Source organism: Serratia oryzae, from assembly GCF_001976145.1.
GTDB classification, from domain to species: domain Bacteria; phylum Pseudomonadota; class Gammaproteobacteria; order Enterobacterales; family Enterobacteriaceae; genus Chania; species Chania oryzae.
Genome location: NZ_MOXD01000003.1, coordinates 386,914 through 413,720 on the forward strand (window position 1 = coordinate 386,914; position 26,807 = coordinate 413,720).

The following is a 26,807-nucleotide window of genomic DNA, read 5'->3' on the forward strand; positions in this document are numbered from 1 at the left end:
AGAGTTCTTCTGGCCCCTTTAATTCAGCACTGCACTAATGGATTCAAGCTTATGGCTTACACCACTTTTTCTCAGAACAAAAACAACCAGTTGCTCGAGCCGATGTTCTTCGGCCAGTCAGTCAACGTGGCGCGCTTTGACCAGCAGAAACACGAAATCTTCGAAAAGTTGATTGAAAAGCAACTCTCCTTCTTCTGGCGCCCGGAAGAAGTTGACGTCTCGCGTGACCGCATCGATTATCAGGCGCTGCCGGAGCATGAAAAACACATCTTCATCAGCAACCTGAAATATCAGACGCTGCTGGACTCCATCCAGGGCCGTAGCCCGAACGTGGCACTGTTGCCGCTGATCTCAATCCCGGAACTGGAAACCTGGGTGGAAACCTGGTCATTCTCTGAGACCATTCACTCCCGTTCTTACACCCATATCATTCGCAACATCGTTAACGACCCGGCACTGGTGTTTGACGATATCGTTACCAACGAAGAGATCAAAAAGCGCGCGAAAGATATTTCCGGCTATTACGACGATCTGATCGAAATGACCAGCTACTACCACCTGTTAGGTGAAGGCACGCATCAGGTCAACGGAAAAACCGTTATCGTCAATCTGCGCGCGATAAAAAAGCAGCTGTATCTGTGCCTAATGAGCGTTAACGCGCTGGAAGCCATCCGTTTCTATGTCAGCTTCGCCTGTTCATTCGCGTTTGCTGAACGTGAATTGATGGAAGGCAACGCCAAAATCATCAAACTGATCGCCCGCGATGAAGCTCTGCACCTGACCGGTACTCAGCACATCATCAACCTGATGCGCTCGGGTGCGGATGACCCCGAGATGGCCGAGATCGCCGCAGAGTGCCAGCAGGAATGTTATGATCTGTTCGTCCTGGCCGCACAGCAGGAGAAAGAGTGGGCTGAATACCTGTTCCGCGATGGTTCTATGATTGGTCTGAACAAAGATATTCTGTGCCAATATGTGGAATACATCACCAATATCCGCATGCAGGCGGTCGGCTTGGGCCTGCCGTTCCAGACGCGCTCTAACCCCATTCCATGGATCAATGCCTGGTTGGTTTCGGATAACGTTCAAGTGGCTCCGCAAGAAGTGGAAGTCAGCTCCTATCTGGTGGGCCAGATTGACTCGGAAGTCAATGCTGACGACCTGAGCGACTTCGAGCTGTAAGTGGCTGCGCCAACCGTTACGCTGCGTGCCACCGGTACGCAGCTCTCCTGCCCTGAAGGCGAAAACTGCCTGCTCGACGTGCTAGAACTGCACGACGTCGCCGTGGAATATCAGTGCCGTTCAGGCTATTGCGGTGCCTGCCGCATGAAGTTGCTGAAAGGTAAAGTGGCCTATCGTCAACAGCCGCTGGCGTTTATCAACGAAGGTGAGATCCTGCCCTGCTGCTGCATGCCGTTGATCGATATTGAGTTGGAAATATAAAGTCGGGTGCCTGAAACCCACGCCAGGATACCAGAAGGCGGGGTTTCCCCCGCCCAATGATTACCACTTCACATACAGGTTAACGACATTAGGATAGTGATATCCTTCTGGTAGATTGCCAACCCGCAAAACCGGTCTTTAATCATCCAAATAGATGCCAAAATCGTTATACATACAACCGTTAACGCGTATAGCGCATGTTTTTTATACATGGCTTGCCTCCTTGCTGTGAAGGGGCTACCATACCGGTGTCTAGGCGGTATGTGCAGCCCCATTCTGATTGAGAGTCAGTCTGGGGCTTTCATCTATCCGCCTTGTCACACAATGCCCAAGACGAACAGTCCCAAGCACCCGCAAAGAGTGTAACAGCATAATCCCACGCCGAATATCCCCTATAATATTATGATTAATAAGGGATATATCACCGTGCTGAAGGCATAAGTTACTCAATGATTTCCACAATTTCCAGCCAGCTATTTTTGCCACACACTTTTTCGCCATTCAACCAGCGGCGCAGCATATCTAACGCCAGCATCGCTACCGACTCCTGCCGCAAACGCAGACCATGGCGTGTGGCACGATAGCTCACCGTCTGGCCAACACCGCCCTTCGGCGTATGCAGGGCCACACTGACACGATCGCCCTCCATTGCGCTGACCGCCAACGCCAATGGCGAACCTGTCAGTTGGGCCAAAGACTGCGCACGCGCCAACACCGTTTCCAGCGTCTCGCAGCAGTGCGCGGGCAGCAATTCCCCCCCTGCCAGCGGTGCTGCGGCGTTCTGTAACTGCAGATTGATTAAACCCGCGGTAAACTGTTCACTCAGGGCTAATTTCAACCCTTGCCGCTGCAGGCGTTCTGCTAACGATGCGGGTAACCCTGCCGTGCCTTCAAAAATCTTGTTGTCCCCCGCCACTTCACGTACCCGCTCCCACGCCTGTTCCATCGCGCTCTGCTGGGCACGTGGGCCTGTCAGCTTCAATTCAATAATCGGGCTGGAAGAACGATACCCCAACACCACGCCGGGAGGTAATACCATCCCGTCCAACTCAGCGGCCAAGTCGCTCTCCGAGGTACCAAACGTCGTTAAACGCAGGCACAGCGGGGGTTCCGGCAACGTCAAGTGCTGGCGCAAGCGCGGTAGAATCTGTTCTTCGACCATCACTTTGAATTCAGAAGGCACACCAGGGGTGAAAAACATCCGGCATTTATTGAGCGTTAACGCAAAGCCACAGGCGGTGCCTACGCGGTTATCCAGCATTTCAGCATTCGCCGGGATTTGCGCCTGTTTACGGTTGGACGCCGCCATCAGGCGGCCACGTTCCGCGAAAAAAGCCTCCATGCGGGCAATCCATTCAGGATGCTCCACCAAACCCACACCACAGGCCTTGGCCGCTGCCAACGCGCTGAGATCGTCACTGGTTGGCCCCAAGCCCCCATTAACGATCAACACATCGGCAATGTGGCTGCGTTCCTGCAATATTTCCACCAGCGAGGAAAGGCTATCCCCTACCGTTTCGCGCCCGCTCATCGGTAAACCCTGATGGAACAGATAATCCGCCAGCCAGGCAGCATTGGTATCGATAATTTGCCCATGCAGCACCTCATCACCGGTGCTAAGCATCTCCACCCTTAACATTGGTCTCTCCTGCATTTTGATCCATCCATTATTCACAACCGCTTTCTAGCCGCGATCAACAGCGCTGCAGCTTGCAAGATGAAGGGTATACAGAAGCCTGTAAACAACTTTTCACCCTGTGTTAAACGATATTCTTTATCTAACGCACTTTTACTGATTGCCGCAAAATCGTAAACATATCTATACACATTGCGTAACGCCGGTTTGACACGAAATGGGCAATCCACTATTCTGCCGCACCAAAAATAAGTTACCTATAATTTCCCCAAATCATCGGTTAGTAGAGAAAAACGTGAAGAATCGCACTCTGGGCAGTGTTTTTATCGTAGCGGGCACCACCATTGGTGCCGGAATGCTGGCTATGCCGCTGGCGGCGGCAGGCGTTGGTTTTGGTGTCACCCTCGCCCTGCTGGTGGGGCTATGGTTACTGATGTGCTATACCGCTCTGCTGCTGGTGGAGGTTTATCAGCATGAACAGGCAGACAGTGGCCTTGCCACGCTGGCCAGGCGCTATCTGGGCGGCGGCGGCCAATGGCTGACCAGCTTCAGTATGATGTTCCTGATGTACGCACTGACGGCGGCCTACATCAGCGGAGCCGGTGAACTGCTGGCGGTCAGTATCACACATTGGACCGAGCAGGATTTCCCTACCTCGCTCGGCGTACTGCTGTTCACGCTGGTCGCAGGCGGCGTGGTCTGTATTGGCACTCACTCGGTCGATCTGTTCAACCGCATTCTGTTTAGCGCCAAAATCATTTTTCTGATCGTCATGCTCGGCCTGATGATGCCGCACATCCATCAAACCAACCTGATGACGTTGCCATTGCAGCAGGGGCTGGCGCTGTCCGCTATTCCGGTGATTTTCACTTCGTTTGGTTTTCACGGCAGCGTGCCCAGCATCGTCAACTACATGGGTGGCAACATCCGTAAGCTGCGCTGGGTTTTCATCATCGGCAGCGCCATTCCGCTGGTTGCCTATATCTTCTGGCAGTTGGCAACGCTGGGCAGCATCAGTTCCGACACCTTTGTGGGCATTCTTGCGCAGCAGGCCGGGTTGAACGGTTTATTGCAGACGGTGCGCGGTGTGGTTGCCTCCCCTCATGTCGAACTGGCGGTGCACCTGTTTGCCGATCTGGCGCTGGCAACCTCATTCCTTGGGGTTTCACTCGGGTTGTTTGATTTTCTGGCCGACCTGTTCAAACGCCAAGACAACCTGCGCGGCCGCTTGCAGACCGGGGCTATTACGTTTCTGCCACCGCTGGCATTTGCCTTGTTCTATCCACGGGGTTTTGTCCTGGCATTAGGGTTTGCCGCCATTGCGCTTTCGATACTGGCGCTGTTACTACCTTCCCTATTAGTGTGGCGAACACGTCAGCAGCATCAAGCCAATTATCGTGTCTGGGGCGGTACACCGGCACTGGCGCTGGTGTTTGCCTGTGGGATCACGGTGATCGTGATTCAGATTAGCATCGCCAGCGGTATGTTACCGGCGGTCGGATAACGGCATGGGGGCATAACGCCCCCATCATAGACAGGATCAGAAGCTCAGACCGGCACCGATATAAAGACCATCGGCCACCGTGTTATCACGATGCCCCTCTTTACCTTCAATGTTGACATAGCGGTAGCCCGCATTAACGCTGAACGGGCTGAAAACGTTCCAGCGCAGGCCACCGTTGACTTCGCTATACGCCTTAACGCCGCTGGTCAGCGCTTCTGGAGCAAAATAGCCCTCACCGTACAGGCTGAAATAACGGTTGATAGGCCACTGCAGGCCACCGCCCACAGCAAGCGCCGCGCCGCTCTTGCCATCATTCGGGCTGAGGTAAAGCGCCTTACCACCCACGGTTGCCATCATCGGGCCGACCGGTAGACTGAACCCCAGCCCCAGGCTACCAACGTTGCCGTCATGATCGCTGCGTAACCAATTACCGCTCACTGCCAAACCGGAAGTTGACGTCCCCATGCCAACGCCCAAACTCGTATAATGTTGCCCTGCCTCACCCTGCATGCTGATAGCATTAGCCGAACCCGTCACAAACAGCCAACCGGCTGCACACGCGACTAACGTTTTCTTCATGGTCTTTTCCTTTCATGCTTCATCATCAGAAAGTGATGATGTCTTACCCCGAAAATAGTGCGGTGATGAGTGTAACCGAATCGTCACGCTACCGGCGGTAATTTAAAGCAATAATTCTCTAATTTTTCAATAAATTGTAAAAAAATGAAAATCGGCCATCGCCGTATCGCAACGATAACCGGTGCCTATTTGCCCCTGCCGGAGAATAGGGCTACAACTAGAAGTGCCATTGATATAAGCCGGCAACCTGAGGCTTTCCATTAATTACGGTTATGTCCCCCCGAGCATAGGCAATCAAATTAACTGCGAAACAATAAGGAGCAATTGATGAGCAAGAAAGGATTAACCACTGCGGCTGGCGCGCCGGTTGTTGATAATAATAATGTTATCACCGCCGGGAAACGCGGCCCGATGCTGCTGCAAGACGTGTGGTTCCTGGAAAAACTGGCTCACTTTGACCGCGAAGTGATCCCAGAGCGCCGCATGCATGCCAAAGGTTCTGGCGCATACGGCACCTTTACGGTGACGCACGACATTACCCAATACACCCGCGCCAAGATCTTCTCCTACATCGGCAAAAAAACCGATCTGTTCGTGCGCTTCTCCACCGTTGCTGGTGAGCGCGGTGCAGCCGATGCCGAGCGTGATATCCGCGGTTTTGCGATTAAGTTTTACACCGAGGAAGGCAATTGGGATTTGGTGGGCAACGATACCCCGGTCTTTTATCTGCGCGATCCGCTGAAATTCCCCGATCTCAATCATGTGGTCAAACGCGATCCGCACACCAATCTGCGCAACCCGATCTATAAATGGGACTTCTTCTCGCACCTGCCGGAAGCCCTGCACCAGTTGACCATCGATTTCAGCGATCGTGGCCTGCCAAAATCCTACCGCCATATGCACGGCTTTGGCAGCCATACGTTCAGTTTTATCAATGCCAATAACGAGCGCTTTTGGGTGAAATTCCACTTCCGCTGCGAACAAGGCATCGAAAACCTGATGGACGATGAAGCAGAAGCGATCATCGCGAAAGATCGTGAAAGCTCACAGCGCGATCTGTTTGACGCGATCAAACAGGGCAATTTCCCGCGCTGGAAGCTGCAAGTCCAGATCATGCCGGAACACGAAGCGGCGCAAACCCCGTATAACCCGTTTGACCTGACCAAAGTCTGGCCACACGGCGACTACCCGCTGATCGATGTCGGTTTCTTTGAACTGAACCGTAACCCGGACAACTACTTCTCTGAAGTGGAGCAAGTGGCGATGAACCCGGCCAACGTGGTGCCTGGTATCGGTTTCTCACCGGATAGAATGCTGCAGGGGCGTTTGTTCTCTTATGGCGATGCGCATCGCTACCGCCTGGGGGTCAACCATCACCAGATCCCGGTCAACGGTGCAAAATGCCCGTTCCACAACTATCACCGTGACGGTGCAATGCGCGTGGACGGTAACAGTGGCAACGGCGTCACCTATGAGCCAAACAGCTTTGGCATGTTCCAGGAGCAACCGGATTTCAGCGAACCGCCATTGAGCCTCGAAGGTGCGGCGGATCACTGGAACCACCGCGAAGACGACGATTACTACAGCCAGCCACGGGCGCTGTTCAACCTGCTGAGCGCTGAAGAGCATCAGCGTATGTTCACTCGCATTGCCAGTGAGCTGTCGCAGGTGCCAGAACAGATCCAGCGCCGCCAGGTTGATCTGTTCGCCAAGGTGCACCCGGATTACGGTGCTGGCGTCGCTAAAGCGCTGGGTTTGAAATAATCGAGGGACTGTTATATCAAGGCCGCTCTCAGCGGCCTTGGTTTTTTCAGCGTTACGCCTGCAACTGCTCGGCAACCCACTGCCGTAGGCGACGGCGTGAGATCTTGATACCGCCGGTTTTCAGCACGTCGGGCAAAGCAAATAGCGCGATAGGCCGCTGGAAATTCGCCAGCTTGTCGTCGGCCCATGCCAGCAAAGCCTCCAACGTCAACGCGCCCTCGCAGTCGATCACCGCCGCTGGCCGCTGACCGAACTCGGGATCGTCAACCGGCACGATAAACACCTGCAGGATCTGCGGATGCGCCGCCAGCACGCGCTCGACATCTTCGGGTTGCACCCCTTCGCCACCGCTGAAGAACAGATTATCCAGCCGCCCGATAATCCGCAGTTCGCCCTGCTCCATCGCACCGCGATCGCGCGTGTGGAACCAGCCCTGCTCATCAGCGATCGGCAATAGCGCCCCCTGATGCCAATACCCCAGCGCCAGGCTTGGCGAACGGATCCATACTTCCTGATCCACCAGCCGTATCTCACGGCCATACAGCGGCAGGCCCACGCCCGGCCGTTCATCGGCACGCTTGGCGCACACCGTGGAGGCCAACTCGGTCAAACCGTAACCACACCAGCAGCGGATCCCCATCGCTTCAGCCTGCTGGGTGAGCGAAACCGGGATCATCGCCCCGCCGAGCAGCACCTCTTTCAACGCATGTTCAGTCATCGGCTCGGACAATAAACGCCACAACTGGGTCGGCACCAATGAGGCATGAGTGCACCCGGCCAGCGCGTCGGCCAATGGCTGCATGTCACGCACCACCAACTGCGCCCCCACCGCCAGCCAGCGCCAGACAATCCCTTGCCCGGAAACATGGAACAGCGGCAGAGAAAGTAACCAGCGATCCTGCGGCTGAAAATCCATCAGATGCAGCACCCCTTCGGCGCTGGCAAGGTGCCCGGCATAGCTGTGGGCCGCCGCTTTTGGCAGGCCGCTGGAACCGGAAGTCAGCGTCAAGGTTGCCAGACGTTGTGCATCCCACGGCAGGCATTGCAGCTGACATTCTGCCACCGCCGGGGGCGATAGACGGATAATGGCAGAAGATAACTCAGGCAATTCATCGGGGCTGAAAGCAAAAGCGATGTCCAGATCCGGCAGCAACGCTGCCAGCATCGAAGCAGGCAACGCCGGGTTGATCGGCAGCAAACGTGCTCCGCACTGCAGCAGCGCCAAGTAAGCCAACAGCAACGGATAACTGTTTTTACCGCACAGCGCTACGCCACTGCTAGGCAAAACCCCTTGGTGCTGAAAATCCGCTGCCAACTGTTCAACCTGCCGTTGCAGTTCCAACCAACTTATCGGCTGCTGTTCGACAATCACCGCGGTAGCCTGCGGGCGCTGCGCCGCCCAATGGCACCACGGCCAGTCGTTTAGCTGCGCCATACGCTCTCCAACGCATCTGTATCCAGCAACGGCAGCGTGCTTTCCGGCCAACCGCGCATCAATTGCGCCTGCATCAGGTTCAAGGTATCCAACCCCGGCACGGTATCCGGCGTCAGCCAGTGGGCAATACGCGCCAACTGCGTCAACCCCAGGCTGGATTCAATGCTGGAACTGATCACTGCCACCAGCCCGGCCTGATGCGCCTGTTCGACCAGTTCACGGCAGCGCTGCAGGCTCCCCACAAGAGTTGGTTTGATCACGATCGCGGCTACGCCCGGCTCGGCCTGCACCACAAAATCCGCTTCGCGTACGCTCTCGTCCCAGGCGATAGCGATGCCGGTCGCCTGCGCAAAATCCCGTGACTCCTCACGGGTTTTGCAAGGTTCTTCCAGAAACGCGATGCGATCGCGCCAGGCCGGGTTGACATACTTGGCAAAGCCGTCGGCTTTGGCGCGCGTCCAGCTACGGTTGGCGTCCAGCCGCAGCTTGAGATCCGGCAAGGCTTCCAACAGCACGTTGACCACCATGCCATCGCGCACTGCCTCATACAGGCCCACTTTCACCTTGGCCACTTTCTCGCCCGGCAAAGCATTCAACACGTCAAACAGCTCGTCGGGATCGCCGGTACAAAGCGGAGCCTTGCGATAGTCAGCCTGCTGCGGCAACTGCCCTGCTAATTCAGCTAATGCGCAGCTGGTGCCAAAAGCTACCGAAGGCAGTTCGTTAGCAGCCCTGTTCTCACCCGCAACCCACGCCTGCAGCCAACCCAAGGTGGCCTGCTGCGCCTGCTCAAGCGTTTCCTGGCTGAACTCTGGCAGTGGTGCGATCTCTCCCCAGCCCTGCTGTTCCCCCTGTTGCAGATGGATCAGCAAACCATCACGGGTTTTTAAGCGCTGATGACGCAGCACTACGCCCGCCTCCATCGGCACACAGTAACGATAAAGCGTTGCGTTACGGGTTAGCGCGGCCATTACGGATTACGCTTGAATTTGCTGAAGTCTGGCTGGCGTTTTTCATTAAATGCGTTGCGCCCCTCCTGGCCTTCGTCGGTCATATAAAACAGCATGGTGGCGTTACCCGCCAGTTCCTGTAACCCTGCCTGGCCGTCACAGTCAGCATTCAGTGCCGCCTTCAGGCAGCGCAGGGCCATCGGGCTGTTTTGCAGCATCTCACGGCACCAGCGCACGGTTTCTTTTTCCAGATCCGCCAGTGGCACCACGGTATTGACCAGGCCCATATCCAAGGCGGCTGCGGCGTCGTACTGGCGGCACAGGAACCAGATCTCACGGGCTTTTTTCTGGCCGACGATACGCGCCATATAAGAAGCCCCCCAGCCACCGTCAAAGGAACCGACCTTCGGCCCGGTCTGGCCGAAGATGGCATTATCGGCGGCAATGGTCAGATCGCACATCATATGCAGCACGTGGCCGCCGCCAATGGAATAGCCAGCCACCATCGCCACCACCGGCTTCGGGCAGGTGCGGATCTGGCGCTGGAAGTCCAGCACGTTTAGGTGATGCACGCCGCTGTCGTCACGATAGCCGCCGTAGTCGCCGCGCACTTTCTGATCGCCACCGGAACAGAAGGCTTTATCACCGGCACCGGTAAGAATGATGGTGCCAATCCCATCGTCATAACGTGCGTTCGCCAGCGCGTCGATCATCTCTTTCACCGTATGCGGGCGGAAGGCGTTACGCACCTGCGGGCGGTTGATGGTGATTTTGGCAATGCCGTCACTGGACTTGTGGTACAGGATGTCCTCGAAATCGCCAGAGCAATCCTGCCAATCAATGGCGGCATACAGTTGTTCTTCATTGGGATACAGCATATTCGGTTCCTTCATTGGCAAGAAATTCATGTAACGCGGCAGCGAAATCCGCCGGGTTCGCTAAATGTGCATTATGTCCGGCCTGTGGCACGGTACGCAGCGGCAGGCCGGCCTCACGCGCCAGCATTTGAAATTTGTGATCATCAACGCCGCATAGCACTCGCATCGGCAACGTCAAACGTTGTAATTGTGGCACCAGCCAAGGCTGCCGCCCGAGCGATGTGGCCTCCAGCATGTCGGCCACTGCCGCACCGACATTGGCTGAACGGGCTGCGATCAGCGCTTCACGGTGTACCGCGCTCAGATCGTCAAATATCGGTTGCTGATACCAATCCAGCAGCACCTGGGCGATCGGTTCCGAGCGGAAACGGCGGGCCCAGTTGGCATCATGCGCCCGCCGCTGGGCACGCAGCTCTTCACTTTCCAGCCCAGGGTTGCCGCCTTCGATCACTATCCCTTGCAGCCCCTGGTGTTCACCGTAGCAAGCGTGATACATGGCAATCCGGCCACCGAGCGAATAGCCCACCAGCCAGTAACGGGTAATCTGGTGCTGCTGCAGCGTGGCGGTGATTTGCTGACTGATATCGGCAAAATCCTTGCAGGGTTGAGCAGCAGAATCACCATGGCCGGGCAGATCGATCGCCAGCGAGGACCACGGCTCAAAACGTGAGGCGATAACCCGCCACTCATTATTGTTACCCAGCAGGCCATGCAACCAGACCAACCACGGGCGATGACTCTCGCCCCGTTGTAAAACACGTGAAGCCAGCATCAGTTCACCGCCCTGTGTTGTACCAGATGTTGTAACGTCTCTGCGCCATCGCTCGGTGGCACCTGCAGTTCAATTAATGTCGCCCCGTTGTGGTGCCAGCCTTGCGCAACCGCCTGTCGCAACTGCGCCCAATTCTCCGGGCAGGCGTAATGAAGCTGGAACATCGCCGCCGCATGGCTGAAATCCACGTTCTGCGGCATGCAGTAAAAACGCTGACGCTCCAGTTCCGGCGTGGGTAACAACGAGAAGATCTGGCCACCGTTATTATTCACCACGATCAGCACCGTCGGTGCCGAGCAGTGGCGCAGCAACGCCAGCGCATTCAGGTCATATAAGGCAGAAAGATCGCCGACTACCGCCAGCGTCGGTTTAGCAGTGGCTCGCTGCACGCCCGCGGCGGTGGAAATCAACCCATCAATACCGCTCGCCCCGCGATTGCTGAACACCGGATAACCGGCCGGTAGCTGCGCCAGCGCGTCGATCAAGCGCACAATCAGGCTATTGCCAAGAAACAGCTGGCCGTTTTCCGGCAATAATTCCGGCAGTCGGTGAGCCAATTGCGCCTCGCCGAAACGATCGGCCAAATACTCAGACGCGCTGTCAAAAGCCTCTTGTGCCAGTAGTGCCAGATCTGCGGCCCACGGAGTAACGTTTTGTGCCGGGTGCAGATCGAGCCACTCGCCCACGCTGGCGCGAATACGACGGCCACGATGGTGCGCCGGATCGAGCCGCCCCGGCAGGGAATCAATCAGCCAATATTCCTCCGGCTGACAACGTTCCTGCCATTGCAACAGACGTTTGCCGGTCAGGCTGCTGCCAAACTGCACCACCAGTTGCGCCTTTTCCAGCAGTTGACGCGCCTGCGGCTGCGCCAGCCACAGATCGGCACAGGGCAGCGGTTGGCCGGTTTGTGAAAGTACGTCACCAATCAATGGCCACCCTAACATGGCGGCCCATTCGGCTAACTGAACCCCCTCTTCAGCACTGATTCGCCCGGCAAGCACCACCCCAGTTTTTTGCCGCCATGAGGGCCAGTCCGGCTGTTGCCACACATGGTGCGCATCTTCTTCTCGCAACCAAGGCTGGCTGCTTTGCCACCAATCCCCCAACGCCGCCGACCATGCGGCATACTGCTGTTCATCGCCACCGTACAGCGGTTCGGCAAACGGGCAGTTGATATGCAACGCGCCATGCAGCAGACGCGCCATGGCGCTGTCGAGGGTGGAAACCAGCCAACGGGCGGGAATATCCGGGCTGGGGCGGGGCAAATCAATACTTAGGGTTGGGTGGCTGGCATAGAGGCCTTGCTGGCGAATCGCCTGATTAGCGCCACAGTCAATCAACTCAGGTGGCCGGTCGGCGGTGAGAAACACCAGCCGTTCACCGGTCAGCCCAGCTTCAATCAGCGAAGGATAGAGATTGGCCGCCGCGGTGCCAGAAGTGACGATCACCGCCACCGGTTCACGCGTGGCTTTTGCCAGGCCAAGCGCCAAATGACCCAGCCCGCGCTCATCAAAATGGGTATGGCAGGTAAAAGAGCGATGCGCAGCGGCGGCCAGCGTTAATGGCGTGGAGCGCGATCCCGGAGCGATACAGACATGCCGCACCCCATGGCGGGCTAACGCTTCCAGCAGCAAAGCCGCCCACCGGCGATTAAAAACACTTGTCGACATAATTCGCTCACGAGTCAGTAAACAGAGGTTATGCACTGAGGATAACTAATAAGAAGTATCGCTCTAGGGACCATAACTCTGAATTATATAAGCAATCATCTTTGCGGCTTTTGCGCTGGCGCAAAAACGCCATCATTCACGGCGGCGGGCTTACCTGGCACAAATCAATTCCGATGGAGGAAAGCTCAAAAGCCGCCTTCAGGCTGCAGAAGAGTCCGCAAGCCAGCCACTTTATTTTCGATTTCCTGCCATTCCTCCGCCGGATCCGAACCACTGACAATCCCGGCACCGGCATACAGTTGCATCTGCGCCCCGTCGATCTGGGTAGATCGCAATGCCACGCAAAACTCGGATTGCGCAATAGAGAGATAACCGGCCGATCCGGCGTACCAATGGCGAGAAAAAGGCTCATGCTGGCGGATAAAGTCACGCGCAGCCTGGCGTGGCAACCCGGCCACCGCAGCGGTCGGCTGCAGCCTTTGCAGGCAGTCGGCGTCGTCACCACGGTTCAGTTGCCCTTCAATCTGCCGCCGCAGGTGTTGCACCCTGCGCAAACGCACCACTTCGGGGGGCAGAACGTCTACCGCACTGGCACCACCTTGCAGACGCTGGCAGATATCATCAACCACCAGCAGGTTTTCCTGCCGGTTCTTGGCATCCTGCAGCAACCATTGCGCCAACGCGCGCGCCTGCCGCTCATCCGTGTGACTGGCAACGGTACCCGCCAATGCTTCAGTCAGCAGGTGCTGCCCTTCGCGCAAATATAACCTTTCCGGGCTGGAGCCAAGAAACGCCGAGTGCGCATCAAAACGCATCATAAAATGGTAACAGAGGTGGTTAACCTTGCAGCTGGCGGCCATCAGCGCAGGCGCAAACAGCGGGTTTGCCAACGTCAGCAACGTGCTTCGCGCCAATACCACTTTATCCAGTTGTTGATTTTCGATCGCCTTCAACGCGTCATGCAACATCGCATCCCAGGCTGGGCGCTCAGGCTGGTGCAGCACCGATTGTACTTTTACCTGCAACGCCGCGATCGGTTTCGCTACCCGCAGTTCATCAAGCCAACGGCCTGCGGTTACGGCATCTTCATGCAGTGAAGATTCAGAGAACAGATTCAGCGTCAGCTGCCCCTTGCCGCTGCGGCTCAGGATCTCCACACGTGGCAACAGCAGCAATGCACTGTCATCGAAAGCGTTAAGCCCCCACAGGCGGGCACAAGGATAGGCATGCAAAAACGCCTGCGCCTGCAAAGGATGCGAAAACTGCCTGACCGCACCGCATACCGCAGCCTCTTGCTGTGTATCGCGGTGGCGCCAGTAAAACTGCGGAAACTGCGTCTGTGCTGCCAGCCATTCCAGCAACATAGCGGCCAGACGATCGGGAATCGGTAATGTTATCTGCCGCATTCCGGCTGCAGAGGGAAAATCCTGCTCAAGCTGCTGGCGTAACTGCCGCAACAATCCCGAAAGTTGTTCCACTGCTACCTCATTAACCAAACTCACCGTGGGGAATTATACGGTAAATCAAAACGGGCGGGCGGAAAAATACCTTCAGCTTGTTGGCATATCAGTCAGTTGCTTATTGATTAACCGTGATGAGTGATTTTCAAACGGCAGGCAAGGAGCAATCAAAGGTAAAGCATCAAGCATTGCAGGTAATCGGGGGATTTTCATAAAAAAACAGCGTGCAAGCACGCTGAAAATGATACACAACACCAGGGAAATCGATAGTAACGCAAGTTATCCTTAATCCGTTTTAATGTGGGAATTTGGCTCGCATTACCAATAAACCTAGGGCCAGGCAAACCACGGCGCTGACCAGAAATAACAGATTAACGGCCAGATGCAGACTGGCATGATCGATCACCACTCCCAACAAAATAGGTACCCAGTTGGCAACGTAGGCAATCACATAGAATAACGAAATCAAACGCGCATGGCTGGCCTTCGGTGAAATCAGGTTCACCAAGGTGGCACTGCCAACAAAGATCGCCCCGTAGGCATAGCCCGCAATCACCATACCCACCGCGGCCAACACCAGCGAATAAAGCTGAATTGCCTCGGCAAACACCACCACCGACAGCGCCTGCGCCAGGCAGCCAAACATCAGCGAATAGCGTGCCTTAAAGCGACGGCTCAAGATCTGGCTGATACCGGCAATGACCAGATACACCGCGATCACATAACCATAAACGCCGCGGCTTTGCATACCCAGCAGCTTTTCGGCCACGCTGGGGCCTATCGCCAGAATACTCGCCGCTACCGCCCAGCAGGTGAATAATGCCCCAGCGCACAGGAAAAATTGACTGCCGGTTGCGCGTAACCCTGCCGCCAGGCTGCTGTTTTCCACTCTGGTTTCCACAGCCTGCCCGCTGCTTACCACCAGCGCCACATCCTGCGGCCATTTCAGCATCACGCCCAATGCTGCGGTAGCAGCAACGAACATAATAATGACAAACGGCATCGACGTGGTATAGAACCCAGTCTGTAATGCCACACCGCTGAAGATCGGCCCCAGCGCCAGCCCGGTAGTGAACGAAAGCGTGGCGATCAACGCCGCATTCTTGCCCCCGTCCTTGGGGCCAAAACGCACTAGGGCAATATTCGCCGCGCCGGTCAACGCTCCGGTGCCGATCCCAGCCAGCAAACGCGCGATAAACAGCAGGGTAAAGGAGTCCGCCAGCGCAAACAGTAGTGCTCCAACCAGCACCACCAGCAACGCCGGGACAATCATGCTACGCAGATCCCGCACTTTACCCGCCAGGTTGCCCACGCCGAACAAAGAAATCAGCACACCTGCCGCATAAGCGCCATAAATCACCGTCAGGCTTACCGAGGTTAACGCTAACTCATGCTGGTAAAGAGGATAAAGCGGCGTCGGCGCACTGCTGTTCAGCAGCGCAGACATCAGTGCCAGCGCGAGAAACCACAGAATCGCAAAACGCGACGCCCCCGAATCCGTTCTGGCTGATCCATCAACCGCCACACCCTCTGACATTACTCTCTCCCGCAACGATCGGGCCTTCGCCCGCAATCAACATCGCTTGCCACAACTGCTCCTGTGGGAAAGCGCGCTCATCATACCGTTCGGATCTCAGCGTCAAAATAGCCAATAACGCATCACAGTGATTCATTAATGCATGCATATAGATGCAAAATTACACCGACGCTGTTTTAGCTGCTGTTTTTGCCGGTGCGCGCCGTAACATGGCCAACGCCCCGGAGAGAATAATCAAGGCCATGCCAACAGCGGCCAGAGAAGACAGCGCTTCTGCGAAAATCAGGTAGCCGAGCAACGTGGAGAAAATAATAGTGCTGTAAGAGAGGATGCTGACAATCACCGGATTACCGCTGCCATAAGCCCGTGTCATGGTGATTTGCCCCAAACTGCCGAACACGCCGATGGCGCAAACGCACAGCAGCGTAGCCGCATCCAGCGCCGCAAAGCCGACGATCGTCGCCATGACCAGGCCCACCAGTGTCCCGACCAGCGAAAAATAGAACACCACGCGCAGTTCAGGCTCGCCGGTACGCACCAGTTTACCGACGTTAAAATAAGCCAGCGCGGTTAATAACCCGGAAAACAGGCCGACTAACGTCGCTGCAAATTCACCGTGTGGCACATCCGGACGCAGCAGGATGAGGATCCCGACAAACCCTAATAATACGGAGAACAGCAGTTTACCGGTCAATTGACCTTTAGTGGTGACAAAAGCGATCACCGACTGGAAGATGGGATTGGTGTAACCGAGGGTGGTTGCCGTCGCGATAGGCAGATGGATCAGCGAATAGAAACCGCAGTACATTGCGGCATTACCGATGGCGGCACGTTTCATATGTAACCCAAGATGCTGGGTGCGGAAGCCGATATGCTTGACCCTAATCAGCGCCGCCACGATGGCGACATTGATAAATGAACGATAAAAAATGATGTCAAAAAAACCGACCTTCGCTGAAGCCAGTTTGATACAGGCCCCCATCAAGGCGAAAAACGCACTGGCAACGACCATCCATAAAGCAACCATGACTTCCCCGGAATGCGGCCCAAGAGGGCCGCGAAATGATTTATACCCTAAATAATTCGAGTTGCTGTTCAAAAACGCAACGCGTTTTTGAACAGCACTTATGCTGGCCCCACAGGGGCGAGGCCCAAACTTGGGCCGAGTAACGCGACAAGCTCGTGACAAATGGGTCGTAGACCGATTTGAACAGCGCTTGCGCTGGCCCGTAGGGTGAGCCTCATTAATGAGGCTCATAATCCCTAGGAGCATAGGCCACTATGTGACTGGGGTGAACGAGCGTAGTCAACACACCTGCAGCTTGAAATATGACGGGTATATTATTCGGCGGCTTTCACCGTCAATGGTTTATTATCTGCACAGGCAAAGAACACCAGCATTTCGGCGCCCTTATCACCAGAAACGCCTTGATGGATAATATCTACCGTATCGGTAAATGAATCACCCTGTTTAAAGGTTTTTTTCACGCCGGTGGCTTTCACCGTCAAAGAAACGCTGCCGCCGGTCATGTATACCGCACTGATGCAAGGATGAGTATGCCAGGCCAGCACCTTATTCGGCTCCACGGTCACCTTAAGCATGGTGATTTGCGGTGCCCCTGCCGGGTAGTGGCGGTAGGCGGTGCCTTCCCATGAGGTTTCGCTTTTCAACAGGGTTTCTTTGGTGATCCCTTCACCGTGTTCGCCAGCCGCCAGAGCGTTGCCTTGAAATGCGGCCATTAATGCCAGAAGTACCCATTTGTACATGGTTATTGCTCCATCGTTGTTGTGATTAAAAAACATCCCCTTATTACCTGAAGCCGCAGCGTTGTTGACTACGGGCGCTCACCCCAGTCACTAAGTTATCTATGCTCCTGGGGACTTATGCCCTTGCCGCCTAGCTGCAACTCCAAGTACGTCGGGTATAGAATGGGGTGAAACATGGAAGTGAAGTTGATAGCAATAGTGCAGCAAATAGCGATACGCCACACCCACGGGTATGGCGTATCGCGTTTTATATCCCTTTTATACGCTGCTCGTATGCGCGGATACTTTCAGCATAGTAATGATTAGGAGCAACGTGGTTCCCCACCATCACTTCAATCAGGAATGGGCCATCATGTTCAGCCGCAGCGCTGAGGGCATGATCCAACTCTTCTAGCGTCGTTGCACAGGCCGAAGCCACCCCCAAACTGTTGGCAAAGGCTTTCCAATCATGATTCGGTAACGCGGTATACGCCGCAGAAACACCCCGATTTTGCAACGTATCGATATGCACTGCACCGTGTGCGCTGTTGTTCATTACCACAAAGGTCATTTTTACCTGATAGCGTGCCGCGGTCTGGATCTCCATACCGTGCATCAGCATACAACCGTCACCGGTGACGACCAGGCAATCGCGTTGCGGGGCAGCCAGCTTGATGCCGATACCGGCACAGATTGCCCACCCCATCGGTGCCAGAGAGCTGGAGGTATGATAGTCACCGCAGCCACGCGCCTGCCAGTGGTGTGCCATAAAGATACGATGCGCGCCTGAATCCACCACCACATTAGCGTCATCGGCCGTTCTGCGGCGCAAATGTTTAATCACATCCCCAGGGTACATATTGGCTTCGCCCTGGGCGATGCGCGCTACCAGATCCGACTGCTGCTGTTCCAGCGGTAGCATACGCACCTGTTTCATCCACTGATCGCGCAGCCGGTTTACGCACACCAGGCGCGCATCGTCATCATTGATGATGTGCAGTAGGCCCTGCAGGGAACCGTGCAGATTAGAGAAAATCTGTACGTCAGGCTGATAGTGAGAACTCGCCTTATCGAAGTCCTCATCAATCACCACCAGCGTTTTGGTACCATGCAGTTTAGGATCCCAATTCAGGCTATCGCGTTGGCTGAGATCGCACCCCAGCACCAGCAGGACATCCACGCTGTCACCATTAATGGTTTCCACCGCACGGGTATGACCAGCAAAACCATACAGGCCCAGCGCCAGTTCATGATCCTCAGGGAAAGCCCCCTTGCCCGAAAGCGTGGTGGCAACCGGCAGACGGTATTTTTCTGCCACGCGTAACAGCAACTCGGCATCCGGAGGATTATTCACACGGCTCCCCACCAGGCAAGCCACATTCAGCCCGCGCAGGAGATAGTTGTCGAGCAGCATATCCAGTGCCGGTTGATCCACTGCCGCTTCGCGGCATGCCGGTATGCGCAGTAGCTCTGGCTGGTTTCTTCCGGCAGCGACCGTCTTCTGCATATCAATAGGTACGCTGAGATAGGCGCGCCCTTTACGCTGGGTATTCAAGCAGGACAAACTGCGACGCAGTTCATGCGGCAGAGTGAGGTTGTTTTTAACTTCAATGGCCGTGGAGAGCAATGGCTTAACGATCGTCAGCTCATCAAGGCCGCTGTTGCTGCCATCTTGAAATGCGCCCTGCGCTTCATGGTAAGTGGCAATCCCGCCCGCCAGATAGAGTACTGGGATTTTATCGGCCTGTGCGGCCGCCATGGCAGGCAGGAAATTCATGGTGCCAGGGCCGGAAATCCCCAGGCAAACGCCGAATTTGCGGCTGGCGCGGGCATAACCATCAGCCATAAAACCACAGGCGGTTTCGTGAGCGCCAACGATGCCGGTAATCGTCGAATGTTCAATGGATTTAATCAGCGGGTAAACAAGCTTGCCTGGCACCAGAAAAATATGTTGGATTCCGCGCGACGCCAAACCTTCGATAATCACATCTGCATTGTTTTTTGTGGTCGCTTTAACGTCAGGTGTCGGGACCACTCTGACGCCCCCCGCAGTTGCCAATGCTACGCGGGCATACATGCTCTCTACGTGAGATTCCATTTTTTATATCCAGTCTTGATAAGCCAAACTGATTCAGAGCGGATCTCATCAAGCAATTACGCCCACCAAGACCGGCTCTCATGCATATTTGCTGCTGCTAGAATGGTTGCTCCAAAAACGAAATGTGCACCAGATCACAACACGAGCGCTGATAGCATAAAGATTGTTTAATAAAAATAAAGATGCAAAGCTGCTTCACAAGGATGCATTTTTCATATCCTGAAACATAATGTATAATTATGATACATGAGACTCATTTTTTGCCAAAACCTTTTACAACAGGGTCTTCACACTGGGAATGGGCTAAAAACCGATAAGATTCCAAGAAGGAAACGGCACAATGAATTGGGATGATGCACGATTCTTCCTGGCGGTGGCACGCTACGGTACTTTACGAAAAGCGGCGAATGAACTACGCGTCGATCAGGCCACCGTCGGGCGGCGGGTCAGCGCTCTTGAAGAAACCTTGGGTTCCAAACTGTTTATCCGCACGCCAAAGTCATTCTCCTTAAGTCCGCTAGGCGAGGAGATGCTGGCCGATGTGATTAACATGGAAAACGCAGTGCAGGCGATCGGCCGTAAAGCCGCCAGCGGCGACGAAAGCCTATGTGGCAACGTCCGCATCGCCACCACCGATACCATGGCAGAAGCCTTTGTTATACCGGCACTAAAAAACCTGCGCGAGAAATACCCGCGCATTACCGTGACCTTACTGACCGCGGTCAACATTTCTGACATCTCTTATCGCGGGGCCGATCTGGCGATCCGCGGAGCCCGTCCAGATTCTGATGAACTGGTGATCAAGCGCCTGGCCACCATTGAAATGGGCCTCTACGCCACGCAGGATTATCTCGACAGGCAGGGAATGCCAACCAAGGGCGATCATTTACGCGGTCACGATCTGCTAATGTTCCCACGTGAACTGGTGCCGCGCCACTGGAATAACTTCTGTGGTGAAACCCTGGCCGAGCCCAACGCGGTATTACAATGCAATTCGCAATTGCTGCTGCGTTCCGCAACGCGTAATGGTTTGGGTATAGGGCTGCTTTCGTGTTTCCTGGCCGATAAAGATCCCGATCTGATACGCATTTTCCCGGAGAATAAAGACTGGGTAGATATCTGGTTGGTACTGCACCCTGATTTACAACGCGCAGCGCGCGTTCGGGCGGTAGTGCAAGCATTGGAAGAGTCGTTTCAAACTTACTCTGAGTAGCCATTAAAAAAGGTCGCCGAAGCGACCTTTGAGGTTGATGACAAAGTCGCTTTTGAACCCGAGATACTCGGGCCTAGCGCACCGAGGGGCGCTCCGGCGGCTTACGCCGCTACGACCCCTTCGGCACGCTCTCCCTAATAACGGGCTTTGTCAGCAGTCTGAAAGGTCGCCGAAGCGACCTTTTTACTGCTTAAATCTTCATCAGAACATCGGTTGGGCCATCTGCACCAGACCGATCAGCGGCTGCGGGTAAAGACCCAGCAACAGCACCAGCGCTGCAGAGATTAGCACCACCACCCCGCCCGCCGTCAATGCCCAGTTATTTGGCGTATCACGAACCAGTTTTTCTGGTGCGCTGAGGAACAAGCTGACGGTCACTCGCAGGTAGTAGTACAAGCCAATCGCACTCCCGACCACCACAGCCCCAGTCAACCACCACAGATGCGCGCTGACACCCATCGCTATCACGAAGAATTTACCGATAAAGCCCAACGTCATCGGGATCCCTGCCAGCGACAGCATCATCACGGTCATCACCGCAGACAGGATTGGCTTGTGCCAGAACAGACCACGGTAGGAGAACAGTGAGTCAACATCCGGGCCGCGATACGGGCTGGACATCAGGCTGATCACTCCGAAAGCACCCAGGCTGCTGAACAGATAACCGGCCAGATAAACGCCTGCGGTCTCCATCGACAGTTGATGGGTTTGCACCGCAATCAGCGCCACCAGCAGATACCCCAGGTGAGCGATGGAGGAGTAACCCAACAGACGCTTAATGTTGGTCTGGCTGATCGCCATCAGGTTCCCGAATAGAATCGAGCAGAAGGCGATAATCGACAACACCATGCGCAGTGCTTCGCTGTCAGCGGCTGGTGCATACAGGAACAAACGCATCACTACCGCAAAGATCGCAATCTTACTGGCCGTTGCCAGGAAGGTTGAAACCGGCGCGGGAGCGCCCTGATAGACATCTGGCGTCCACAGCTGGAACGGCACCAAAGAGAGTTTGAAACCCAAACCTACGATCATCATGCCCATACCGGCCAGAATCAGCGGTTGGTGCACCATATGTTCCTGCAGGCTCTTACCCAGCCCCGCCAGGGACAGATCGCCGGATTCAGCATACAGCAGCGCCATGCCGAACAGCAGGAAGCTCGAGGCCGCAGCGGACAGCACCATGTACTTGATGGCCGCTTCCAGCGAACGCTTCTGGCGATAGGCATAACCCACCAGCCCAAACAGTGGCAGCGAGATCAGTTCGATACCGAGGAACAGCGAAGCCAGGTGGTTGGCACTCGCCAGCAGAATACCGCCCATGGCGGCAATCAGCACCAGCAGGTAAAACTCTTCACGGTTATCCGGGTAGCCCACCAGCCATGGATAGGCGAAGGTACAGGTTGCCAGACTCGCCACCACCACCAGCCCGGTGTAGAACATCGAATAACCATCAATCCGCATTAGCGGAGTGACATCCATAGGGCCAACCTGGCCGACAAAATAGAGTGAAAACAGCGCCAGGTTAAGACCGATGACTGTCAGGGTGGCGTTGATAAAATGGTCGCGTCGCCACGCAATGCACAGCATCACAACCACCACCGTCAATCCGACGATCAACAGCGGTAACAGTGCGATCAGTTGTTGAGGAGTTATTGTCATGGCGAATTACGGCCTTGTTGTTGAAATTGCTGAAACTGACGGACCAAACCAGTGTTGCACGTTGCTCATTGCTGCACTGGAAGTATCGAGGATCGGTTGAGGATAAACGCCCAACAGAACCAACAGAACCACCAACAGCAGAATGATGAACAATTCACGCATGGACATGCCTGGCAACGGCTGATCCGATTTCGCTGCACCATAGTAAGCACGCTGCATCATGATCAACGCATAAACCGAAGCAAACACCAGACCGAAGGTAGAGATCACGGTGATCACCGGCACCACTTGGTAGCTGCCGAACAGGATCATGAATTCGCCGACGAAGTTACCAGTGCCCGGCATCCCCAGCGTTGCCACAGCGAAGAACAGTGACAGAGCAGGAATCAGCTTGATTCGGCCCCACAGGCCCCCCATCTGACGCAAATCACGGGTATGCAGGCGCTCGTACAACTGGCCACAGATGATGAACAGACCGGCCGCAGAGAGACCATGCGCAATCATCTGGATCACTGCCCCCTGGTAAGCCAACTGGCTGCCGGTATAGATGGCAATCAGCACGAAGCCCATGTGCGAAACCGAGGTGTAGGCGATCAAACGCTTGATATCGGTTTGGGCAAACGCCATCCAGGCACCGTAGAAGATACCCACCACACCCAGCCACATGGCAATAGGTGCAAACTCGGCAGAAGCATTCGGGAACAGGGGCAGGCTGAAACGCAGCAGACCGTAAGCAGCGGTTTTCAGCAAGATCCCCGCCAGGTCAACAGAACCTGCGGTGGGTGCCTGGCTGTGCGCATCCGGCAACCAGCCGTGTAACGGCACCACCGGCATTTTCACCGCGAAAGCGATAAAGAAGCCCAGCATCAGCAGGTATTCGACATTGTGCGACATCGGGGTCTTCAGCAGATCCTGATAAGCAAAAGTCCACACGCCTGTCGCATTGTAGTGCACAAATACCAGGCCCAGGATCGCAATCAGCATCACCAGACCGCTGGCCTGGGTGTAGATAAAGAACTTGGTTGCCGCCGTGATACGGGTTTTACCATCCGACGCCTTATGACCCCACAGAGCGATCAGGAAGTACATCGGCACCAGCATCATTTCCCAGAAGAAGAAGAACAGGAACATGTCGATGGCCAGGAACACACCGATCACGCCGCCCAAGATCCACAGCAGGTTCAGGTGGAAAAAACCCTGATACTTCTGAATTTCACGCCAGGAACAGAGGATCGCCAGCACGCCCAGCAGGCCGGTCAACACCACCATCAGCAATGACAGACCGTCCAGCGCCAGGTGGATATTGATGCCAAAGCGTGGGATCCACGGCAGCAGGAACTCGGACTGCCACTGTGGAATGCCCAGCGGTTTGGTCAGTGAATAGCCGCCCTGCAACCACAGTTGCAGAGAAAGCGCCAATGTCAGCCCCATTGCAATTAACGCGATCCAGCGCGGCACCTTTGTACCGAAACGCTCACACTGCCAACACAGCAGACCGCCGATAAAGGGGAGAAGAATTAGCCAAGGTAATAGCATGGCGTTTTGTATCCCTTATTCTACCCTTCGCCTTTCAAGCTGGTGCGTTGTTGGCTGCGTATACTCACCCCAGTCACTTACTTTAGTAAGCTCCTGGGGATTCGTACACTTGCCGCCTAGCCCCAACTTGAAATTCTTGGGTATAAAGCAAAAACATTGTACATAACGCTGAATTAACGAGCGTTATGCCCGACAATCGTATTCGAGTTGTTCTGTTAGAACAAAGTCAACAGAACCAATACGACCACTGCACCCACACCCATCGACGCGATATACCAGCGGATCTGACCATTCTCGCTCACCGTCAGGCCACGGTTCCCCCAGCGGGAGAAGAGTGCCGGGAGGTTCATTAACGAGTTCAGCGGATCGCTTTGCAACAGCCGGGCTACGCCCAGATACGGCTTGACGAACACTTTGTCGTACAGCCAGTCAAAGCCCCAGGCATGGAACCACCAGGTCGAGAAGAAGCGGCCTGGCGCACTGTTCGCGATGCTGTTCACCAGGCTGCGTTTACCCAACCACAGTGCAGCAGCCAGCAGGATACCGACAATGGCCACCACGCCAGAGGCGATTTCCAGTTGCAATACGCTACCGTGTGCCATCTCAGTGGTCTCCGGCAGCACGCCCTTGAGCGGTGGCACAATCATCGCGCCAACGAAGGTCGACAGCACCAGCAGAACCAACAGCGGCAGGTGGTGTGTGATGCCTTTACCAGCATGAGCTTTGATTTTTTCTTCACCGTGGAACACGATAAAGATCATACGGAAAGTGTACAGCGAGGTCATAAACGCGCCGATCAGGCCTGCAATCATCAGGTTGATGTGGCCGTTCGCCATGGCACCTGCCAGAATCTCATCCTTACTGAAGAAACCTGCGGTAACGATCGGCAAGGCCGACAGCGCGGCGCCCCCCACCAGGAAGCAGACATAAACCAGCGGGATACTCTTACGCAGGCCGCCCATCTTGAAGATATTCTGCTCATGGTGGCAGGCCAGGATCACCGAGCCGGACGCCAGGAACAACAGGGCTTTAAAGAATGCGTGCGTCATCAGGTGGAAGATCGCCGCATCCCATGCCTGCACGCCCAGCGCCAGGAACATGTAACCAATCTGGCTCATGGTGGAGTATGCAAGCACGCGTTTGATGTCGGTTTGTACCAGCGCGGCAAAACCGGCCAGCAGCAGGGTTACCGCCCCGACGATGCCCACCAGGTTCAGCACTTCCGGCGCCATCAGGAACAGACCGTGCGTACGGGCAATCAGGTAGACGCCTGCGGTGACCATGGTCGCCGCGTGGATCAGCGCCGACACCGGCGTTGGGCCAGCCATCGCATCTGCCAACCAGGTTTGCAATGGCAGCTGCGCCGACTTACCGACCGCACCACCCAGTAACATCAGGGTGGCCCAGGTGATAGCGGTATCGCCAATCGCCAGTTTCTGCGGTGCCAGCACCATCAGTTCACGGATATTCAGCGTACCCAACTCGCGATACAGAATGAACAGCGCGAAAGCCAGGAACACGTCACCCACGCGGGTCACGATGAAGGCCTTCATTGCCGCCGCGCCGTTGGCCGGATCTTTATAGTAGAAGCCGATCAACAGATAGCTGCACAGCCCTACTCCTTCCCAACCCAGATACAGCAGCAACAGGTTGTCTGCCAGTACCAGGATCACCATGCTGGCAATAAACAGGTTGGTATAGGCGAAGAAGCGTGAATAGCCTTCTTCACCGCGCATGTACCAGGAAGCGAACATGTGGATCAGGAAGCCAACGCCGGTGACCACCGACAGCATGGTCAACGACAAGCCGTCCAGAACCAGGGTCACGCCGACGTTGAAATCTCCGACGGTCATCCAGTTCCACAGGCTCTGTTCAAACAACTGTAGGCCTGCCACTCTCTGGCCGAGAAAATCGATCGCAACATAGAGCGTGACCAGCGCTGCCAAGCCAATAGACCCCACGCCGACGGTGGCTGCGGTGTTCTCAGACCAGCGGCCACGGGAAAATGCCAACAGCAGGAACCCGATCAGCGGTAGCAGAATAGTTAAATATAATAGGTTCATCCGCGCATCTCACTGACAGTATCAATATTCAGGGTATGACGACGACGGTGTAGCTGCAGCAGCAACGCCAGGCCGATACTGGCCTCCGCCGCCGCCAGGCTGATCGCCAGGATATACATTATCTGCCCATCCGCCTGTACCCAATAGCTGCCTGCCACGATGAAGGCCAACGCCGCCGCGTTGATCATCACTTCCAGGCTGATCAACATAAACAGCAGGTTACGACGGATCAGCAACCCGGTCAGCCCCAGAACGAACAGAATCGCCGCCAGAATCAAACCATGTTGGAGAGGGATCATGCTTGCTCCTCCGATTTTCTTTTCGCCATTTCACTGGCCGGGGCATTGCTCAGCACTTCACCCGGCTTGTGTTCACGGCCAACGTGGAAGGCAACAACCAGACCGGCCAACAGCAACATTGAAGCCAATTCAACGGCCAGAACATAAGGACCAAACAGACTGATCCCCACCGCTTTAGCGTCCACCATCTCACCGCTGATGCCCTGATCGTCCAAGCTGCGGATCGCAATAATCAGCACCACCAGCAACGCCAGTGACAAAAGGCCAGGGCCGATCCATACCGACGGTTTCAACCATTCACGCTCTTGCTGCTGCACCGCGCTGCCGAGGTTGAGCATCATCACCACAAAGACGAACAGCACCATAATGGCCCCGGCGTAAACGATGATTTCCAGCGCACCGGCAAAATAGGCACCCAATGAGAAAAAGACTGCCGAGATCGCCAGTAATGAAACGATCAGATACAGCAGCGCATGTACAGGATTGGTATGCGAGATCACGCGAATCGTCGCGACAATCGCAATCAAACCTGCCAGATAAAAGGCAATTTCCATGCTTGCTC

At 55.4% G+C, this 26,807-nt stretch carries 23 protein-coding genes; 5 read left to right on the forward strand and 18 right to left on the reverse strand.

Annotation, left to right across the window (positions count from 1 at the left end):
* Positions 1 to 51 precede the first annotated feature (51 nt).
* Together nrdB and yfaE are read left to right on the forward strand one after the other, a co-directional pair.
* Positions 52 to 1,182, forward strand: coding sequence for a class Ia ribonucleoside-diphosphate reductase subunit beta (gene nrdB, locus BMI79_RS07735; RefSeq protein ID WP_076941549.1), 1,131 nt, complete (start codon positions 52 to 54; stop codon positions 1,180 to 1,182).
* Positions 1,183 to 1,443: a class I ribonucleotide reductase maintenance protein YfaE gene (gene yfaE / locus BMI79_RS07740; protein WP_076941550.1), complete on the forward strand. Its 261-nt coding sequence runs from the start codon at positions 1,183 to 1,185 to the stop codon at positions 1,441 to 1,443.
* A gap of 68 nt (positions 1,444 to 1,511) precedes the next feature.
* On the opposite strand, the gene BMI79_RS24380 is transcribed toward yfaE, so the two are convergent.
* Together BMI79_RS24380 and BMI79_RS07750 are read right to left on the reverse strand one after the other, a co-directional pair.
* Positions 1,512 to 1,718 (reverse strand): Hok/Gef family protein, encoded by a 207-nt coding sequence (locus BMI79_RS24380; protein WP_337261742.1) that lies wholly within the window; start codon positions 1,716 to 1,718, stop codon positions 1,512 to 1,514.
* Positions 1,719 to 1,885: 167 nt separating this feature from the next.
* Positions 1,886 to 3,082 carry a nicotinamide mononucleotide deamidase-related protein YfaY gene (locus tag BMI79_RS07750; protein WP_076941552.1) on the reverse strand — a complete coding sequence of 399 codons (1,197 nt, stop codon included), beginning with the start codon at positions 3,080 to 3,082 and terminating at the stop codon, positions 1,886 to 1,888.
* Between the two features lie 292 nt (positions 3,083 to 3,374).
* Here BMI79_RS07750 and tyrP point away from each other — a divergent pair, with 292 nt between their 5' ends.
* Positions 3,375 to 4,583, forward strand: a complete 1,209-nt coding sequence (tyrP, locus tag BMI79_RS07755; protein WP_076941553.1) for a tyrosine transporter TyrP — start codon at positions 3,375 to 3,377, stop codon at positions 4,581 to 4,583.
* Positions 4,584 to 4,619: 36 nt separating this feature from the next.
* On the opposite strand, the gene BMI79_RS07760 is transcribed toward tyrP, so the two are convergent.
* Positions 4,620 to 5,162 carry a YfaZ family outer membrane protein gene (locus BMI79_RS07760; RefSeq protein WP_076941554.1) on the reverse strand — a complete coding sequence of 181 codons (543 nt, stop codon included), beginning with the start codon at positions 5,160 to 5,162 and terminating at the stop codon, positions 4,620 to 4,622.
* Between the two features lie 327 nt (positions 5,163 to 5,489).
* Here BMI79_RS07760 and katA point away from each other — a divergent pair, with 327 nt between their 5' ends.
* On the forward strand, positions 5,490 to 6,926 hold the full coding sequence (gene katA, locus BMI79_RS07765; RefSeq protein WP_076941555.1) for a catalase KatA: 1,437 nt from the start codon (positions 5,490 to 5,492) through the stop codon (positions 6,924 to 6,926).
* A 52-nt stretch (positions 6,927 to 6,978) separates the two neighbouring features.
* Here katA and menE read toward each other — a convergent pair whose 3' ends face one another.
* The 10 genes from menE to BMI79_RS07815 form a co-directional block, all read right to left on the reverse strand.
* On the reverse strand, positions 6,979 to 8,361 hold the full coding sequence (menE, locus tag BMI79_RS07770; RefSeq protein WP_076941556.1) for an o-succinylbenzoate--CoA ligase: 1,383 nt from the start codon (positions 8,359 to 8,361) through the stop codon (positions 6,979 to 6,981).
* Positions 8,349 to 9,332: an o-succinylbenzoate synthase gene (gene menC, locus BMI79_RS07775; RefSeq protein ID WP_076941557.1), complete on the reverse strand. Its 984-nt coding sequence runs from the start codon at positions 9,330 to 9,332 to the stop codon at positions 8,349 to 8,351. Before menC ends, menE begins: the two co-directional genes overlap by 13 nt.
* On the reverse strand, positions 9,332 to 10,189 hold the full coding sequence (menB, locus tag BMI79_RS07780; RefSeq protein ID WP_076941558.1) for a 1,4-dihydroxy-2-naphthoyl-CoA synthase: 858 nt from the start codon (positions 10,187 to 10,189) through the stop codon (positions 9,332 to 9,334). Before menB ends, menC begins: the two co-directional genes overlap by 1 nt.
* Positions 10,173 to 10,961: a 2-succinyl-6-hydroxy-2,4-cyclohexadiene-1-carboxylate synthase gene (menH, locus tag BMI79_RS07785; RefSeq protein WP_076941559.1), complete on the reverse strand. Its 789-nt coding sequence runs from the start codon at positions 10,959 to 10,961 to the stop codon at positions 10,173 to 10,175. Before menH ends, menB begins: the two co-directional genes overlap by 17 nt.
* Positions 10,961 to 12,634 carry a 2-succinyl-5-enolpyruvyl-6-hydroxy-3-cyclohexene-1-carboxylic-acid synthase gene (menD, locus tag BMI79_RS07790; protein ID WP_076941560.1) on the reverse strand — a complete coding sequence of 558 codons (1,674 nt, stop codon included), beginning with the start codon at positions 12,632 to 12,634 and terminating at the stop codon, positions 10,961 to 10,963. The genes menH and menD overlap by 1 nt, the downstream gene beginning before the upstream one ends.
* 185 nt (positions 12,635 to 12,819) lie before the next feature.
* Positions 12,820 to 14,112: an isochorismate synthase MenF gene (gene menF / locus BMI79_RS07795; protein ID WP_076941561.1), complete on the reverse strand. Its 1,293-nt coding sequence runs from the start codon at positions 14,110 to 14,112 to the stop codon at positions 12,820 to 12,822.
* 277 nt (positions 14,113 to 14,389) lie between these two features.
* The gene (locus tag BMI79_RS07800; protein ID WP_076941562.1) at positions 14,390 to 15,631 is read right to left on the reverse strand and encodes an MFS transporter; all 1,242 of its coding nucleotides are present in this window, start codon (positions 15,629 to 15,631) and stop codon (positions 14,390 to 14,392) included.
* A 160-nt stretch (positions 15,632 to 15,791) separates the two neighbouring features.
* Entirely contained in the window at positions 15,792 to 16,658 is an 867-nt protein-coding gene (locus BMI79_RS07805; RefSeq protein WP_076941563.1) for a DMT family transporter, read from the reverse strand.
* Between the two features lie 314 nt (positions 16,659 to 16,972).
* Positions 16,973 to 17,398: a cupin domain-containing protein gene (locus tag BMI79_RS07810; RefSeq protein ID WP_076941564.1), complete on the reverse strand. Its 426-nt coding sequence runs from the start codon at positions 17,396 to 17,398 to the stop codon at positions 16,973 to 16,975.
* Between the two features lie 247 nt (positions 17,399 to 17,645).
* Entirely contained in the window at positions 17,646 to 19,475 is a 1,830-nt protein-coding gene (locus tag BMI79_RS07815; RefSeq protein ID WP_076941565.1) for a thiamine pyrophosphate-binding protein, read from the reverse strand.
* Between the two features lie 340 nt (positions 19,476 to 19,815).
* Between BMI79_RS07815 and BMI79_RS07820 the strand changes: the two genes are divergently transcribed.
* Complete coding sequence (locus BMI79_RS07820) at positions 19,816 to 20,688, forward strand: LysR family transcriptional regulator (RefSeq protein WP_076941566.1); 873 nt, start codon at positions 19,816 to 19,818, stop codon at positions 20,686 to 20,688.
* Positions 20,689 to 20,889: 201 nt separating this feature from the next.
* Here the strand turns inward: BMI79_RS07820 and nuoN are convergent, their stop codons facing one another.
* The 5 genes from nuoN to nuoJ form a co-directional block, all read right to left on the reverse strand.
* Positions 20,890 to 22,347, reverse strand: coding sequence for an NADH-quinone oxidoreductase subunit NuoN (gene nuoN, locus BMI79_RS07825; RefSeq protein ID WP_076941567.1), 1,458 nt, complete (start codon positions 22,345 to 22,347; stop codon positions 20,890 to 20,892).
* A 6-nt stretch (positions 22,348 to 22,353) separates the two neighbouring features.
* Positions 22,354 to 23,883 carry an NADH-quinone oxidoreductase subunit M gene (gene nuoM / locus BMI79_RS07830; protein ID WP_076941568.1) on the reverse strand — a complete coding sequence of 510 codons (1,530 nt, stop codon included), beginning with the start codon at positions 23,881 to 23,883 and terminating at the stop codon, positions 22,354 to 22,356.
* A 215-nt stretch (positions 23,884 to 24,098) separates the two neighbouring features.
* A complete protein-coding gene (gene nuoL, locus BMI79_RS07840) occupies positions 24,099 to 25,946 on the reverse strand; it encodes an NADH-quinone oxidoreductase subunit L (RefSeq protein ID WP_076941570.1) in 1,848 nt (615 codons plus the stop codon).
* Entirely contained in the window at positions 25,943 to 26,245 is a 303-nt protein-coding gene (gene nuoK, locus BMI79_RS07845; protein ID WP_076941571.1) for an NADH-quinone oxidoreductase subunit NuoK, read from the reverse strand. The genes nuoL and nuoK overlap by 4 nt, the downstream gene beginning before the upstream one ends.
* Complete coding sequence (gene nuoJ, locus BMI79_RS07850) at positions 26,242 to 26,799, reverse strand: NADH-quinone oxidoreductase subunit J (protein WP_076941572.1); 558 nt, start codon at positions 26,797 to 26,799, stop codon at positions 26,242 to 26,244. Before nuoJ ends, nuoK begins: the two co-directional genes overlap by 4 nt.
* Positions 26,800 to 26,807: the final 8 nt, after the last annotated feature.